Source organism: Nocardioides proteolyticus, assembly GCF_051280635.3.
Taxonomy (GTDB): domain Bacteria; phylum Actinomycetota; class Actinomycetes; order Propionibacteriales; family Nocardioidaceae; genus Nocardioides.
This window is the reverse complement of record NZ_JBNBPO030000003.1, coordinates 80,513-94,344: the sequence shown is the minus strand read 5'-3', so window position 1 is coordinate 94,344 and position 13,832 is coordinate 80,513. Positions and strand designations below refer to the sequence as shown.

14 protein-coding genes are annotated in these 13,832 nt (G+C 71.9%); 8 read left to right on the top strand and 6 right to left on the bottom strand.

Annotated features, from left to right (window positions below; genetic code table 11):
- Positions 1-48 precede the first annotated feature (48 nt).
- Genes metG through ACPOLA_RS02785 form a run of 3 tightly spaced genes read right to left on the bottom strand, consistent with a single transcriptional unit; the run spans position 49 to position 4,195 of the window.
- Positions 49-1,845, bottom strand: coding sequence for a methionine--tRNA ligase (gene metG / locus ACPOLA_RS02795; protein ID WP_435768863.1), 1,797 nt, complete (start codon positions 1,843-1,845; stop codon positions 49-51).
- A gap of 43 nt (positions 1,846-1,888) precedes the next feature.
- On the bottom strand, positions 1,889-2,524 hold the full coding sequence (locus ACPOLA_RS02790) for a mycothiol-dependent nitroreductase Rv2466c family protein (RefSeq protein ID WP_435768862.1): 636 nt from the start codon (positions 2,522-2,524) through the stop codon (positions 1,889-1,891).
- Between the two features lie 36 nt (positions 2,525-2,560).
- Entirely contained in the window at positions 2,561-4,195 is a 1,635-nt protein-coding gene (locus ACPOLA_RS02785) for a CHAP domain-containing protein (protein WP_435768861.1), read from the bottom strand.
- A 181-nt stretch (positions 4,196-4,376) separates the two neighbouring features.
- Here ACPOLA_RS02785 and pepN point away from each other — a divergent pair, with 181 nt between their 5' ends.
- A complete protein-coding gene (gene pepN, locus ACPOLA_RS02780) occupies positions 4,377-6,947 on the top strand; it encodes an aminopeptidase N (RefSeq protein WP_435768860.1) in 2,571 nt (856 codons plus the stop codon).
- Between the two features lie 11 nt (positions 6,948-6,958).
- Here the strand turns inward: pepN and ACPOLA_RS02775 are convergent, their stop codons facing one another.
- Together ACPOLA_RS02775 and ACPOLA_RS02770 are read right to left on the bottom strand one after the other, a co-directional pair.
- The gene (locus ACPOLA_RS02775) at positions 6,959-7,321 is read right to left on the bottom strand and encodes a DUF5130 family protein (RefSeq protein WP_435768859.1); all 363 of its coding nucleotides are present in this window, start codon (positions 7,319-7,321) and stop codon (positions 6,959-6,961) included.
- A gap of 17 nt (positions 7,322-7,338) precedes the next feature.
- Positions 7,339-7,707: a hypothetical protein gene (locus ACPOLA_RS02770; protein ID WP_435768858.1), complete on the bottom strand. Its 369-nt coding sequence runs from the start codon at positions 7,705-7,707 to the stop codon at positions 7,339-7,341.
- A gap of 84 nt (positions 7,708-7,791) precedes the next feature.
- Between ACPOLA_RS02770 and ACPOLA_RS02765 the strand changes: the two genes are divergently transcribed.
- The 7 genes from ACPOLA_RS02765 to ACPOLA_RS02735 all read left to right on the top strand — a co-directional run bounded on the left by ACPOLA_RS02765 (position 7,792) and on the right by ACPOLA_RS02735 (position 12,853).
- Positions 7,792-8,808 (top strand): mechanosensitive ion channel family protein, encoded by a 1,017-nt coding sequence (locus ACPOLA_RS02765; protein WP_435768857.1) that lies wholly within the window; start codon positions 7,792-7,794, stop codon positions 8,806-8,808.
- Between the two features lie 19 nt (positions 8,809-8,827).
- Positions 8,828-9,199 (top strand): globin, encoded by a 372-nt coding sequence (locus ACPOLA_RS02760; protein WP_435768961.1) that lies wholly within the window; start codon positions 8,828-8,830, stop codon positions 9,197-9,199.
- Positions 9,200-9,333: 134 nt separating this feature from the next.
- Positions 9,334-10,011, top strand: coding sequence for a hypothetical protein (locus ACPOLA_RS02755; RefSeq protein ID WP_435768856.1), 678 nt, complete (start codon positions 9,334-9,336; stop codon positions 10,009-10,011).
- Positions 10,008-10,568 (top strand): RNA polymerase sigma factor, encoded by a 561-nt coding sequence (locus ACPOLA_RS02750; RefSeq protein WP_435768855.1) that lies wholly within the window; start codon positions 10,008-10,010, stop codon positions 10,566-10,568. The genes ACPOLA_RS02755 and ACPOLA_RS02750 overlap by 4 nt, the downstream gene beginning before the upstream one ends.
- A 245-nt stretch (positions 10,569-10,813) precedes the next feature.
- Complete coding sequence (locus ACPOLA_RS02745; RefSeq protein ID WP_435768854.1) at positions 10,814-11,350, top strand: hypothetical protein; 537 nt, start codon at positions 10,814-10,816, stop codon at positions 11,348-11,350.
- Positions 11,351-11,457: 107 nt separating this feature from the next.
- Positions 11,458-12,045 carry an RNA polymerase sigma factor gene (locus ACPOLA_RS02740; RefSeq protein ID WP_435768853.1) on the top strand — a complete coding sequence of 196 codons (588 nt, stop codon included), beginning with the start codon at positions 11,458-11,460 and terminating at the stop codon, positions 12,043-12,045.
- Positions 12,046-12,067: 22 nt separating this feature from the next.
- On the top strand, positions 12,068-12,853 hold the full coding sequence (locus ACPOLA_RS02735) for an enoyl-CoA hydratase/isomerase family protein (RefSeq protein WP_435768852.1): 786 nt from the start codon (positions 12,068-12,070) through the stop codon (positions 12,851-12,853).
- On the opposite strand, the gene ACPOLA_RS02730 is transcribed toward ACPOLA_RS02735, so the two are convergent.
- On the bottom strand, positions 12,828-13,739 hold the full coding sequence (locus ACPOLA_RS02730; protein ID WP_435768851.1) for an acyl-CoA thioesterase: 912 nt from the start codon (positions 13,737-13,739) through the stop codon (positions 12,828-12,830). The two genes, ACPOLA_RS02735 and ACPOLA_RS02730, sit on opposite strands and share 26 nt — an antisense overlap.
- Between the last annotated feature and the right edge of the window lie 93 nt (positions 13,740-13,832).

Here is a 13,832-nt window from a genome sequence, read left to right as displayed (position 1 = left end):
CGGTACCCAGCGGGCGGCCGGCGACTCGGCCCCGGACCAGGCGGTGGGTCAGGCGTCGAGGCGGGCCAGCTCCTCGTCCACCACCGACGGGTCGAGCTTGGTGAAGACCGGCGACGGCTTCGCGACCGCGCGGCCCACCTCGATCGGGTGCCGCCGCCACTGCGGGAAGCGCGAGTACTCCCCGGTGATCACCGGATAGTCGCGCGCCGGGTCGTCGAGGTCGGTCACCTCCTCGATCCGCGGCATCGGCGCCACCTCGCCCGCGCCGCCGAGCGCCCGGTCGACCTCGTTGGCCGAGAACGGCAGGAAGGGGCTCAGCACCAGGTTGAGGTCCGCGACGCACTGCGCGGTGACGTGGAGGATCGTCGCGAGACGCTCCCGCTGGGCATCCTCCTTGAGCTTCCACGGCTCGTGGTCGGAGACGTACCGGTTGACCTCGGCGACGGCGCGCATCGCCTCGCCGATCGCCTGCTTCTGGCGGTGCCGGCCGATCAGGTCGCCGACAGTGCCGAAGGCGGCCTCGACCGCGGCGAGGACGGCGCGGTCTGCGGCGGTCAGCTCACCCGCCGGCGGGATCTCGCGGAAGTTCTTCGCGATCAGGTTCGTCGTGCGGTTCACCAGGTTGCCCCACCCCGCCACCAGCTCGTCGTTGGTGCGCCGCACGAACTCCGCCCAGGTGAAGTCGGAGTCCTGGTTCTCCGGACCGGCCGCGGCCACGAAGTAGCGGAACGCGTCGGGCTGGTAGCGCGACAGCAGGTCGCGCACGTAGATGACGACCTTTTTGGACGAGGAGAACTTGCGGCCCTCCATGGTGAGGAACTCCGACGACACCACCTCGGTCGGCAGGTTCAGCACGCCGTACTCCCGAGGCTCGCCGCCCTTGCTGCCCCGGCCGGAGTAGGCCAGCAGCTCGGCCGGCCAGATCTGGGAGTGAAAGGTGATGTTGTCCTTGCCCATGAAGTAGTAGGACAGCGCCTCGGGGTCGTTCCACCACTCGCGCCAGCGGTCCGGCTCCCCGAGCCGGCGCGCCCACTCGATGGAGGCCGACAGGTAGCCGATGACGGCGTCGAACCACACGTAGAGCTTCTTCGTCGGGTTGTCGCGCCAGCCGTCCAGCGGCACCGCGATCCCCCAGTCGATGTCGCGCGTCATCGCCCGCGGCCTGATCTCCTCGAGGATGTTCTGCGAGAAGCGGATGACGTTGGGCCGCCACAGCCCGGTCGCCTCCCGCTCGTCGAGCCACGCCTGCAGCGCCTCGGCGACGGCGGGGAGGTCCAGGAAGAAGTGCTGGGTCTCGACGAACTGGGGCGTCTCGCCGTTGATCCGCGACCGGGGGTTCTTCAGGTCCTGGGGGTCGAGCTGCTTGCCGCAGTTGTCGCACTGGTCGCCGCGGGCGCCGTCGTACCCGCAGTTCGGGCAGGTGCCCTCGATGTAGCGGTCCGGCAGGGTGCGGCCCGTGGACGGCGAGATCGCGCCGTAGGTGGTCTGCTCGACGAAGTAGCCGTTGGCGTGCACGCCGAGGAACAGCTCCTGCACGACGGCGTGGTGGTTGCGCGTCGTCGTGCGGGTGTAGAGGTCGTAGCTGATCCCCAGCGCGACCAGGTCCTCCACGATCAGCCGGTGGTTCTTGTCCGCGAGCTCCTGGGGAGTCATGCCGGCCTCGTCGGCCGCGATCAGGATCGGCGTGCCGTGCTCGTCGGACCCCGACACCATCAGCACCTCGTTGCCCGCCATCCGCTGGTAGCGGCTGAAGACGTCGGAGGGCACGCCGAAGCCGGCCACGTGGCCGATGTGGCGCGGGCCGTTGGCGTACGGCCAGGCGACGGCGGAGAGCACGTGGGTCATGGCGCCAACTCTAGGGACCGCCGCGGGCGGCCGGCGAACCAGATCAGCTGAAGTCGAGCTCGCCGGTCCGGGTGCGCTTGAGCTCGTAGAAGTAGGGGAACGAGGCCACCGCGACGCAGCCGTCCCAGAGCCTGCCGGCGTCCTCCCCGCGCGGGATCTTCGACAGCACCGGGCCGAAGAACGCCGAGCCGTTGATGTGGATGGTCGGCGTGCCCACGTCGTCACCGACCGCGTCCATGCCCGCGTGGTGCGACCGCGCCACGGCGTCGTCGTACGACGCGTCGTCGGCCGCCTCCACCAGCGCGGCATCGAGCCCCACCTCGGCGAGCACCTCGGCGATCAGCCCCCGGCCGCCGTCAGGCTCCTTGTGCAGCGCGCGGCCCTCCACGTGGAGGCGCTGGCCGAACGCGTCGTAGAGCGGGCGAAGCACGCCGTCGCCGTACTTCTGTTGCGCGGCGACGAGGACCCGCACCGGACCCCAGGCCGGCGCGAGGAAGTCGCGGTACTCCTGCGGGATGTCCTTGTCCTGGTTGAGGTAGGCGAGGCTCATCACGTGCCAGGCGACCTGGACGTCCCGGACCCGCTCCACCTCCAGGATCCACCGGGAGCTGATCCAGGCGAACGGGCAGGCGGGGTCGAACCAGAAGTCGGCGCGGTTGCTCGTCTCGGTGGAGGTCATGCAGGCGCAACCGCGTGCGGGCCCGCCCGCATTCCCCTACCGGACCGTGACCGAGCCCGACGCCTTGGCGGGCGTGACGGAGGTGGAGCCCAGGTAGCGCACCACCACGTCGCGCCGTCCCGGCCGGCTGACCGGCACCCGCACGCTCGCGCCACCGTTGGCGAGCTCCACCGTGTCGCGCCAGCCGCCGACCCTGATCGAGACCTGCCCGGTCACCGGCCAGACGCCGCGGGCCCTGACCCGCACCCGCACGTAGGCCTTTCCCTTGCGATCGTCGGTGACCAGCGTGACCGTCGCCGGGCTGGTGACCACGCCCGGGGCCGGCAGCATCTCGGTCCAGGGCGCGTAGTTGCGGCGCGTCAGGGTGACCTGCGCCGTGACCTTCCTGCCCACGTCCGCCGCCTTCAGCCGGTACGTCGGCGCGGTGGCGCCCTTCAGCGGGACACCGTCACGCAGCCACTGGTAGGCCACCGCGGCGTCCTGCGGCGTGTAGCTGCCGGCCTCGACCCGCAGCCTCTCGCCGTACCTCGGCCGCCCGGTGACCGTGAACGGGCTGCTCACCTCGATCGTGCCGACCAGCACCTTGCCGCCGTCGGCCGCCGGCGACAGCGCCTCGTCGTACCCCTCGCCGCGGACGACCGCGACCGCGGTGATCGACTTGCCGACCAGCTCCTTGGTGAGGCGCAGGCGGGCCTTGTTGTTGCGCGGGATCTTCACGCCGTCGGCGTACCAGCGGAACCCGATGAAGCCGGGCTGGGGCGTCCAGCTGCCCGTGGTCGCGGTGAGGACCTCGTCCACGTAGGGCGTCCCGGACACCACCGGGGCGTCGCCCATGGCGAACGTGCCCGGAGCGACCGACCGGGTGGCGCTGGAGTACTCGACGCCGTCGGTGTAGCCGGACCGCTTGGCTCGGACCTTGACCGTGATGGTGCGACCCAGGTCCTCCGGCCGCGGCGCGTAGGACCGGGTCAGCACGCCGGTCGAGACGCCGTCGACGTGCCAGTGGTAGTAGTACGCCGAGGGCCGGACCGACCAGCTGCCGGGGGCCGCCGTGAGCTTGCCGCCGACTGCGGGCGTGCCCGAGATGGTCGGCTTGGCCGTGGGTCGGATCGTCTTGTCGACGAAGTGGATGAAGCCGGTGGGCCAGCGGCCGCTGCTCTTGGTGATCCGACGCCAGTGGAAGGTGCCCCCCCAGCTGTCCTCGGACACCACGATCTCGGTCGAGGAGATGACCTTCTCGACATAGGCGACGTGGCCCGCGGACCCGCTGCCGTTGTCGTAGCGCCCCCACCAGGCGACCGCGCCGACGTTGGGCGTCTGGTCGGTGATCCGCGACATGTGGAGGCCCCACTCGCTGGCGTTGCCACCACCGGACCAGGGTCGCTCCGCAGGGCCGCCGTTCTCGATGATCCGGTAGGCGACGTAGTTCGTGCAGTTGTGGCCGGAGTACATCCGCCAGTACATCCGGTTGTTGACCGCGCCGTAGCCGGCGTCGGAGTAGCCGGCGCTGCGGCACCCGGAGTAACCGCTGCACAGATAGGTGTTGCCGGCCGATGGGTCGGTCGCGACCCGCACCGGTGCCGACGGCCCGGCCAGCACCACGAGGGTGGCGAACAAGGCGCTGGTGACGAGCGAGCTCCCCCAGCGCATGGCGATCCCTCGTCTGCGCATGACGATCACCTTCGGGCACAAGCGCCTCACAGCGCAACAAAAACCCCGAAAATCTCACCTTTCACAGGCGTGTCGCTTTGACAAATGAGAGTTACACCCTTGTAGTTCCCGGTTCCGATGGCGTGCGGCCCCCCTGAGCGGCTGTTGTCTGACAAAAACCGCCGGGTGCAAGGATGTCGGCATGCCTGGAACCAACCTCACCCGCGACGAGGCGGCTACCCGCGCCGCCCTCGTCGACGTGACGTCCTACGTGATCGACCTCGACCTGACCCGCGCCGTCGACGAGGGGGTCGAGACCTTCGGCTCGACGACGACCCTGCGGTTCACCTGCCGCGAGCCCGGCCGGGAGACGTTCGCCGACCTCGTCGGGGCGACGGTCCACGAGATCACGCTCAACGGCGAGACGCTGGACCCCGCGACGGCGTACGCCGACAGCCGCATCGCGCTGCCCAACCTCCAGGCGGAGAACGTGCTGGTCGTGCGAGCCGACTGCACCTACTCCCACACCGGCGAGGGGCTCCACCACTTCGTCGACCCCGTCGACGGCCGGGTGTACCTCTACTCCCAGTTCGAGGTGCCGGACGCCCGCCGGGTCTTCACCACCTTCGAGCAGCCCGACCTCAAGGCGCCGTTCACCTTCAACGTGACCGCTCCCGCGCACTGGAAGGTCGTCTCCAACGCGCCGACGCCGGAGCCCGCCCCGGCCGGCGAGGGCGTGGCCGTATGGAGCTTCCCACCGACTCGGCCGATGTCCACCTACATCACCGCGATCGTGGCCGGCGACTACTACGAGGTCCAGGACGTCTACGAGGGCAGGCACGGCAGCATCCCCCTGGGCCACTACTGCCGCCAGTCGCTGAAGGAGCTCCTCGACCGTGACCGGGAGGAGATCGTCACCCTCACGCGGCAGGGCTTCGAGTTCTTCGAGGACGCCTTCGACTACCCCTACCCGTTCGGCAAGTACGACCAGCTCTACGTGCCGGAGTACAACATGGGCGCGATGGAGAACGCCGGCTGCGTGACGCTGCGTGACGAGTACCTCCCCCGGTCGCGCCAGCCCCGCTCGTTCTACGAGTTCCGCGCCTCCGTCATCCTGCACGAGATGGCCCACATGTGGTTCGGCGACCTCGTCACCATGCGCTGGTGGGACGACCTGTGGCTCAACGAGAGCTTCGCGGAGTGGGCCTGCTACCACGCCGAGGCGCTCGCGACGTCGTACGCCGACGCCTGGACCGGCTTCACCAACGCCCGCAAGCAGACCGGCTACCGCGCCGACTCCCTGCCCTCGACGCACCCGATCGCGGCCGACAACGTCGACCTCCACGCGGTCGAGGTGAACTTCGACATGATCACCTACGCCAAGGGCGCGGCGGTCCTCAAGCAGCTGGTGGCCTGGGTGGGACTGGAGCCGTTCCTCGCGGGGCTGCGCCAGTACTTCAAGGACCACGAGTTCGGCAACACCGAGTTCACCGACCTGCTGACCGCGCTGGAGAAGGCGTCGGGCCGCGAGCTGTCCGGCTGGGCGCAGGAGTGGCTGCAGACGGCAGGCACCAACACCCTCACGCCCGAGTTCACCCTGGGTGAGGACGGCGGCTACACCTCGTTCGCCATCCGCCAGTCCGCGCCGGCGGACCACCCGACGCTGCGCCGCCACCGCGTCGGCATCGGGTTCTACAACGGCGACGCCGACGGGCGGCTGGTGCGCACCGACTACGTCGAGGTCGACGTCGACGGCGAGCGCACCGAGCTGGCCGAGCTGGTCGGGCGGACGCAGCCCGACCTCCTCCTGCTCAACGACCAGGACCTCGCCTTCGCGAAGATCCGGCTGGACGAGCGGTCGCGCAGCACCGCGATCGCGCGGCTCTCGGACCTGGACGACTCGCTCGCGCGAGCACTGGTCTGGAGCGCGGCCTGGGACATGACACGGGACGCGGAGCTCGCGGCCACCGACTTCGTCGAGCTGGTGCTCGGCAACATCGGGTCCGAGACCGACTCCTGGGGAGTCAGCCGGATCCCCGCGTCGGCGGCGCAGGCGGTGAACCTCTACAGCGCCCCGGCCCACCGGGCCGCGCTCGCCGAGCGCTGGGAGCGCGGGCTCCGCGACCTGCTCGAGAAGGCGGAGCCGGGGACCGACCACCAGCTGACCTTCGCCCGCGGGTACGCCGGCGCGGCGCGTTCCGCCGAGGCCGGCGCCGAGCTCGAGGCGCTCCTGGACGGCTCGCTGTCCTTCGACGGCCTGGTCGTCGACCAGGACCTCCGCTGGACGCTGCTGACCAACCTCGCACGCCTTGGACGCGTCGACGACGCGCGGATCGACGCCGAGCTCGAGGAGGACAACACGATCTCCGGCCAGGAGAAGGCGGCCGCGGCCCGCGCCGCGATGCCGACGGCGGCGGCCAAGGAGCGCGCCTGGCGACAGGCCATGCTCGACCCGTCGACACCCAACGAGACGCAGCGCAGCGTCGTGTTCTCGTTCCTCCAGCCGGGCCAGGAGGCCGTGCTCGAGCCGTACGTCGACGCCTACCTCTCCGAGGTCGCCGACACGTGGGAGCGGCTCGGGACCCACAAGGCGTCGGTCGCGCTCGAGCACATCTTCCCGCGGGTGCTGGCCACGCCGGCCACGCTGGAGAAGGTCGACGCCTGGCTCGCGCAGCACGCCGAGTCCGTCAACCCGGGCGCGGTGCGCTACGTCCGCGAGGGACGCGCAGACGTCGCGCGGGCCCTCGCCGCGCAGGAGCGGGACGCCGGGTAGCGGGGCGGCCCTCAGTCGCGGGCGAACTCCCCGAGGAGCTGGATCCCTCGGCGGAGTCCGCCCGCGAGGTCGCCCTGGGCGAACTGCTCGGTCATGGCCGCGACGGCCTGCTCGGACTCGTGGTCGGTGAGGCGCTGGCGGACGTGGCCCCCGGTGACGATCTCGACGACCCGACGGTCCGGGTCGACCATGATCAGCACGCTGCGGGACGGCAGCACGAGGGTGTTGTGCAGACTCGTCGCGAAGGCCCGCGGGTCGCCGACCGCAGTGCCCACGAAGACCGAGATCTCGGCTCGGCAAGCCTGCTCGGCCTTGCGGATGGTGACGTCGAGCTCGGCGCGCTGCGCCTCGGTCAGGGTCCGGCTGGTGATCATGGCGATCCTGGCCGGCGCTACCAGCGGCCGCCGGCGCCGCCGGCCTGCGAGGTCTCCGAGTCGGGTGCGGCGAGCTCACCCGCGGACTTCCGCGGGCCGCCGAGCCACTGGTTCTCGGGCTCCCGAGCGTCCGGGCTCAGGTCCTCGCCCCGCGCGAGCGCGGGGGCCACGTAGAGCAGGGTGACCACGACGAACACCAGCAGCGGGACGCCGCCGAGGAGCAGCAGCGCCTCCAGCGCGTCGATGTCGGGCTTCGGCTCCCACTCGCCGGGACGCGGCTCCGGGGTGTCGGCTGCGGCGGGTCCGGCGGTCGCCAGGACGAGCAGCGCGCCGATGCCGAGCAAGGACAGGCCGCCGAGGACGCGTCGTACGACAGTGCTGGTCACGAGGACGAGGATATCGGCACCGGCGTCGCGACGCTCGGGTGGTGCCGGGTGGGCGCGACCCCTCCCCTTTGCCACACTGGCGTGGTGCTGTCCCCCTACCTCTCCCTGATGGCCGCCGAGTCCCCGTGCGACGACGGCGCCCAGGTCTGTCAGCTCACCTGGGACTGGAGCGGCAACCGCAGGCTCGCCGAGTGGTCCGACGTCCTCATCGGCACGCCGCTCGCGATCGTCGGCCTGCTGCTGCTCGGCGTGCTCTTCCGCTGGCTGCTGCACAAGGTCGTCGACCGGATCGCGAACCGCGCCGAGAAGGGGGTCCTTCCCGAGCGCGCCGACAGCCCGGTGGCGGCGCGGCGCAAGCAGCGGGCCGGCACCATGGCCGGCGTCCTCAAGAGCATCGTCACCTTCATCGTGGTCGCCGTCGTGGGCACCATGGTGCTCAGCGAGCTCGGCGTCGACATCGCGCCCATCATCGCGAGCGCGGGCATCATCGGCATCGCCCTCGGCTTCGGCGCCCAGTCGCTGGTGAAGGACTTCCTGGCCGGCATCTTCATCTTCATCGAGGACCAGTACGGCGTCGGCGACGTCATCGACCTGGGTGAGGCCAACGGCACCGTCGAGGCGGTGACGCTCCGGATGACCCGGCTCCGCGCGCTCGACGGCACGGTCTGGTACGTCCCCAACGGCGAGATCGTGCGCGTGGGCAACAAGAGCCAGAACTGGTCGCGGGCCGTCGTCGACGTCGGTGTCGGGTACGGCGAGGACCTGGTGCGCGTGCAGCGCGTGCTGCGCGAGATCGCGCACGACCTGTGGGAGGACGACGAGTTCCGTGGCGTGGTCATCGAGGAGCCCGAGGTCACCGGGGTGGAGATGCTGGCGGCCGACGCGGTGACCGTGCGCGTGATGGTGAAGACCGCGCCGCTCGAGCAGTGGGCGGTCGCGCGGGCCCTCCGGCAGCGGATCAAGGCCCGCTTCGACCACGAGGGGATCGAGATCCCGTTCGCCCAGCGGGTCGTGTGGCACCGCGAGGACCGCGGCTCCGGCGGTGCCGGCCCGGCCACGCCGGCGGCCGGAAGCAGCGCCGCCTCGGGTGGCGAGGGATGATGGTGCCGTGAGCGAGGAGATGACGTTCTTCGAGGAGATCGGCGGGATCGCCACGTTCCGCAAGATCGTCGCGAGGTTCTACGAGGGTGTCGCGCAGGACGAGGTGCTGCGGCCGATGTACCCCGAGGACGACCTGGGCCCGGCCGAGGAGCGTTTCCTGCACTTCCTCGTGCAGTACTGGGGCGGCCCGACGACGTACTCCGAGCAGCGCGGCCACCCACGGCTGCGGATGCGGCACGCGTCGTTCGCCGTCGACGAGGACGCCCGCGACCGGTGGCTGGCTCACTTCCGCGCCGCGCTGGACGACGCCGGGCTCACCCCCGAGCAGGACGCCCGGTTCTGGGCGTACGTGACCCACGCCGCCAACTTCATGATCAACAGCCCCGGCTGAGCGGGGCGTGCGCCCGGAGAAGTTTTCCGGTTCGATGTAACGGCCCGCGCACCTCGTGACGAGTACTGCATGTGGGACCACGACGGCCCCACGTCCGTGACTCGTCACGGACACCGACTCTCGGAAGAGAACAGATGACCCGGCCGGACTGGATCGACGAGCTGCGCTCAGGCCTGCGCACCGTCGACCCGGACCCGGTGCTGCTCGCGCAGCTGGTGGAGCTGAGCCGTGGCTCGGCCTCCCCCGCTCCGCGACCGGGTCGGTCGGTTGGTGCGCGGCTCGCGATCGTGCTGGGGGGTGCGATCGCCGTCGGCGCCACCTCGTGGGCAGCGGGTGCCCTGCCCGGGACGGACTCACCGTTCCGCCCCGAGGAGCGCATCACGCACCAACCGACCGACCCCACACCGGGAGACGTCGCGACGCCACAGCGCGACGACTCCCGGTCCCCCGCCGGCGAGCGCACCTCGCCGCCGGCGGGTGAGGGGAAGTCCGCACCTCCCGCAGTCCCGGACAAGGGCTCACCGTCGTCCGGCCCCGGGTCGGGAAGCACGGACACCCCGGGCGAGCGCGGCAACCGTCCGAGCGACCCACCGGGGTTGACCCGGGCGCCCGAGCTGCCCGACCTTCCCCCACTGCCCGACGTCCCGCCGGTTCCCCAACCGACGGGACTCGATCGCGTTCCGGATGGCGTGCCGGTCGACCCTGCCGAGCTGCAGGGCAACGGCCGCGAGCGCGCGCCGGGCCTCGACCGCGACACCGGTGCCAGCCGGTCCCCCCTGCCGCGGGAAGCGCAGGTGGCCCAGGAGAAGTGACCAGCGACGACGAGGTCGTCACTGCCGCCAAGCAAGGTGACGCCGAGGCCTGGCGTGAGCTCTACCGAGCCCACGCCAGCCGACTGCTGGTCTGGCTCCAGGGCCGCTGGTCCGGGGACGAGAGTCCCGAGGACATCGCCTCCGCCGCCTGGCTGGTGGCCGCGGAGAAGATCGCGACCTTCCACGGGACCAGCGAGGAGTTCGCCGGCTGGCTGTTCGGGATCGCCCGGCACCACGCCACCAACGTCCGTCGGCGCGCCACCCGGCGGGAGGCCGTCTCCCTCGACGCCGGTTCCGCAGAGACCGATCCGGGGCCCGAGCCGGCCGCTGCGGGGGGCGACTGGGCGCGTCGGCTGCTGGCCGCGCTGCCCGAGCGCGAGCGCGACGTGGTGACCTGCCGCGAGGTGCTCGACATGGACGTGGCGACCACGGCCGCCGCGCTGGGGATCAGCACGGTCGCCGTCCGCGTCGCGCACCACCGGGCGCTGAAGCGCCTGCGGACCGAGGTGGCGGCGCAGGAGGCGACGCGTGCGGAGGAATTTCCCGGCGCGACGTAACAGCGCACCCCGCGACGCACATGTACGTGGTAGAGACAGTCCTCCTCCCAGGGACTCGGCTCCGCGCACGTTCCACCCACGAGGCGAACCCGAAGAGGGCGATGAAGGCTCACCACCGGACCCGGAGGCTCCGCGTCGCTGCCCCGACGCTCGAGCCCGATCCTGCCTTCCTCGGCGTGCTGGCCGACCTGGGCGCGCGCTCGCGCCCGGCGGCCCCTCGAGCGGCTCGGTCGGCGGGTCTCCGGATGATCGCTGCGACGGCCTCGGTGGCCGTGATCGTGGCGGCGACCTGGGCAGCGGGCATGCAGACCGGCGTACGGACCCCACATCCGCCCGCCGATCGCCCGGTCCAGCAGGAGACCAGCGTCACGAGCAGTGGAGACGTCGGCACCCCACAACCCGGCGTATCCACGTTGCCCGGCAGCCCCCTGTCCCCGGGGCTGCCGGGCACCACCTCCCCCCGCTCCGAGCGCGGCGTCGACCCTCGGGCCGATCGCGGGCAGCGTCCGTCGAACCGCGACGACCCTCGCCGGGCCGGGTCGCCGCGGTCGGGGAAGCGCACCGCCGACGCCGCCGACGAGCCCAGGCCCGGCCGGCGCGTCGGGCAGCAGGGCTACGCGAAGAAGTCCGCCGACAAGGCAGCCGCGAAGTGGGGCAAGAAGGCGGGCAAGAGGGCGGGCAAGGCAGGCAAGAAGGCGGCCAAGGCAGGCAAGAAGGCCGGCAAGAAGCGCAAGCCCCGCTCCCCCCGCCCGGCGCGTCCCGGCAGGGGCTCACGCCGGTAGCCGGAACGGCCGAAACCGGGGCGCAGCCGCCTCGGACGCGCGACAATGGGCACACAGTCCGGGCGGTTCGCCCGGCTCGGGGAGGCAGCTAGGGGTGGGACTGGTCCGTGCGCAACGACGACGCGACCGTCGCCGCTGCCAAGCGTGGTGACCCCGCCGCATGGCGCGAGCTCTACCGCGCCCATGCAGGCAGGCTCCTGGTCTGGCTGGAGTCCCGCGCCGTGCCCGGGGGCGAGGCGCCCGACGACCTCGCGGCCGCGGCCTGGATGGTGGCGGCCGAGCGGATCGCCGACTTCTCCGGCGACTCCTCCGACTTCGCCGGATGGTTGTTCGGGATCGCCCGCAACCACGCCTCGAACGCGTGGCGCCGGACGGCGACCCGTGCGCGCGGCGCGGCCGCGCTGGCCGCCGGTGTGGAGCTGCACGGCCCCGGGCCCGAGCACCGCCTGATCGCCGACGAGTGGGTGCAGCAGGCGCTGGACTCGCTGCCGCCACGGGAGCGGGACGTGATCGCCTGCCTGGAGGTCCTCGACCTCGACATCGCCACCACGGCCGAGGCGCTCGGCATGAGTGCGGTCGCCGTGCGAGTCGCGCGACACCGCGGGCTGAAGAGGCTCCGCGCCCGGATGGTCCCGGAGGGCCGCGTCGCGGAGGTGCGGCCGCCCGTGCTGGGTCCGGCCACGACAGCGGACTAGAACGCGTTCTATCCTTCGCTGCATGTCGCTGCTCGTGTCGGACCGTCACCGCGTCCGAACCCTCACCCTCGACCGTCCGGACGCCCTCAACGCCTTCAACGAGGCCCTGTACGACGCGACGGCGGACGCCCTGCTCGCGGCGGCCGAGGACCCGGCGGTCGCGGTGGTGCTGCTGACGGGCAGCGGCCGCGCGTTCAGCGCGGGCACCGACCTGCTGGAGATGCACCGGATGGCGACCGACCCGGAGTTCGTGCGCGGCAAGCACGGCTTCCTCGGCCTGCTCGACGCCCTGGTCGACTTTCCGAAGCCGCTCGTCGTCGCGGTCAACGGCCTCGGGCTCGGCATCGGCGCCACCATCCTCGGCTTCGCCGACCTGGCGTTCATGTCGACCTCGGCGCGGCTCAAGTGCCCGTTCACGTCACTGGGCGTCGCACCGGAGGCCGCGTCGTCGTACCTCCTCCCGGCGCTCGTCGGCCGGCAGAACGCGGCGTGGGCCCTGCTGTCCGCGGAGTGGATCGGCGCCGAGGAGGCACGCGAGATGGGTCTGGTCTGGCGGGTGTGCGACCCGGACGACCTGCTGCCCGAGGCACGTCGCCACGCCGAGCTGCTGGCCACCCGGCCGATCTCCTCCCTGGTCGCGGTCAAGCGCACGATGACCGAGCCGCACCGGGAGGCGATCCGCGCCGCCCGGGAGCGCGAGAACGCGGCGTTCGCGGAGCTGATGGGCGGGCCGGCGAACCTGGAGGCGCTGGCGGCGTTCGCGGAGGGGCGTCAGCCCGACTTCACGACCCTGCCGCCGGGGTGGTGAGCGGACCACCGAGCACAGCAGCGATCGCCTCGCGGTAGCCGGCCGGGGGTGCCACCGAGCGCTGGGTGCTGAGGTCGAAGAACACCAGCACCACCCGGGACCGCGCGAGCACCCGGCCGTCCGGCGCGGCACCCGTGCTGTCGAGGATCTCCGACTCGATGGTCATCGACTTGGTCCCGATCCGGGACACCACCGACCAGCAGTCGTAGGGCTCGGGACGCAGCACCATCGGGGCGACGTACTCGAGGTCGGTCTGGGCGACGACCACGTTGATCCGTGGGAAGTCCTTCAACGCCGCCTTCAGCTTGAGGAAGACCGCGATCCGGGCCTCCTGGAAGTACTCGAAGTACTGCACGTTGTTGACGTGGCGGTAGACGTCGATGTCGGAGAACCGGACATGCACCGGGTAGTGGGCGGCGTGCTCGCGGGAGACGTCGACGCGCACGGGCACCGAGCGCCCGCCGCCGTCCTCGGCGTACGGCGCCAGCGCGGTCCGCTCCTCGTCGGTGACCCGGCGTGGGACGCCGGTCGCCTCCACGAGCGGGGCCAGCACGGTCCGCGCCCGCAGGTAGACGGTGCGGGTGCCGTCGGGGTGCTCGTGGAAGATCTCGTGACCGAGGGTGAAGCTCGCCGACCGGAGCTCGGTGACCCACGACTCGACGACGGCCGGCTCGGTGCCGAACAGCAGGGGCGCCTGGAAGGTGACCTCGTGACGGACGACGACGTAGGCGTCGCCCTCCTCGCGCTCGATGCCCGCTGCGGCGAGGCAGGAGCGGAGCAGGGCTCCGCGCGCCTCCTGGAGGTAGTCAACGTAGCGCACGTTGTTGACGTGGCCGAGGAGGTCGAGGTCGCCCCACCGCAGGGGGCACAGGTACCGGTGCCGCACGGCCGCATCGTTCCACGGCCGTGTCGTCGCCGGCGGAGGCCCCGCCCGCGGCAGCGGCCGATGTGATACCCGCCACGACCGCAGCCGGTCACA

Excerpts from the sequence above, each read along its gene's own strand:
- metG (WP_435768863.1), bottom strand. The coding sequence starts at position 1,845 with ATGACCCACGTGCTCTCCGCCGTCGCCTGGCCGTACGCCAACGGCCCG.
- ACPOLA_RS02790 (WP_435768862.1), bottom strand. The coding sequence starts at position 2,524 with ATGACCTCCACCGAGACGAGCAACCGCGCCGACTTCTGGTTCGACCCC.
- ACPOLA_RS02785 (WP_435768861.1), bottom strand. The coding sequence starts at position 4,195 with ATGCGCAGACGAGGGATCGCCATGCGCTGGGGGAGCTCGCTCGTCACC.
- pepN (WP_435768860.1), top strand. The coding sequence starts at position 4,377 with ATGCCTGGAACCAACCTCACCCGCGACGAGGCGGCTACCCGCGCCGCC.
- ACPOLA_RS02775 (WP_435768859.1), bottom strand. The coding sequence starts at position 7,321 with ATGATCACCAGCCGGACCCTGACCGAGGCGCAGCGCGCCGAGCTCGAC.
- ACPOLA_RS02760 (WP_435768961.1), top strand. The coding sequence starts at position 8,828 with ATGACGTTCTTCGAGGAGATCGGCGGGATCGCCACGTTCCGCAAGATC.
- ACPOLA_RS02755 (WP_435768856.1), top strand. The coding sequence starts at position 9,334 with ATGACCCGGCCGGACTGGATCGACGAGCTGCGCTCAGGCCTGCGCACC.
- ACPOLA_RS02745 (WP_435768854.1), top strand. The coding sequence starts at position 10,814 with ATGATCGCTGCGACGGCCTCGGTGGCCGTGATCGTGGCGGCGACCTGG.
- ACPOLA_RS02735 (WP_435768852.1), top strand. The coding sequence starts at position 12,068 with ATGTCGCTGCTCGTGTCGGACCGTCACCGCGTCCGAACCCTCACCCTC.